The following is a 280-nucleotide window of genomic DNA, read 5'->3' as shown; positions in this document are numbered from 1 at the left end:
CCTGAATTAACCATCGATGAGCTTAAGCCAACAAACGATACTACACCAACAATCTCAGGTAAGACTGAGCCAGGTGCAACAGTAAAAGTTGAAATCTTAGACAAAGATGGCAACCCTGTAGCAACAGGTGATGCGACTGTAGATCCAGAAGGTAACTGGTCGTTCACACCGACTGAAGAATTACCAGAAGGTGAATATACAGTTAAAGCTGAAGCGAAAGATGCGGTGGGTAATACTGCTACTGAAACTGCGGATGGCAAATTAACTGTAGATACAACTG

The 280-nt window shown here is 43.2% G+C and carries 1 protein-coding gene; it reads left to right on the top strand.

Annotated features, from left to right (window positions below):
• The coding region (locus tag AC1M9A_RS14440; protein WP_481610495.1) for an Ig-like domain-containing protein at positions 1 to 280 on the top strand (280 nt) is incomplete at both ends.

It is taken from the genome of Acinetobacter sp. ANC_7634, assembly GCF_056779875.1.
This window is presented reverse-complemented; position numbering and strand designations above follow the sequence as displayed.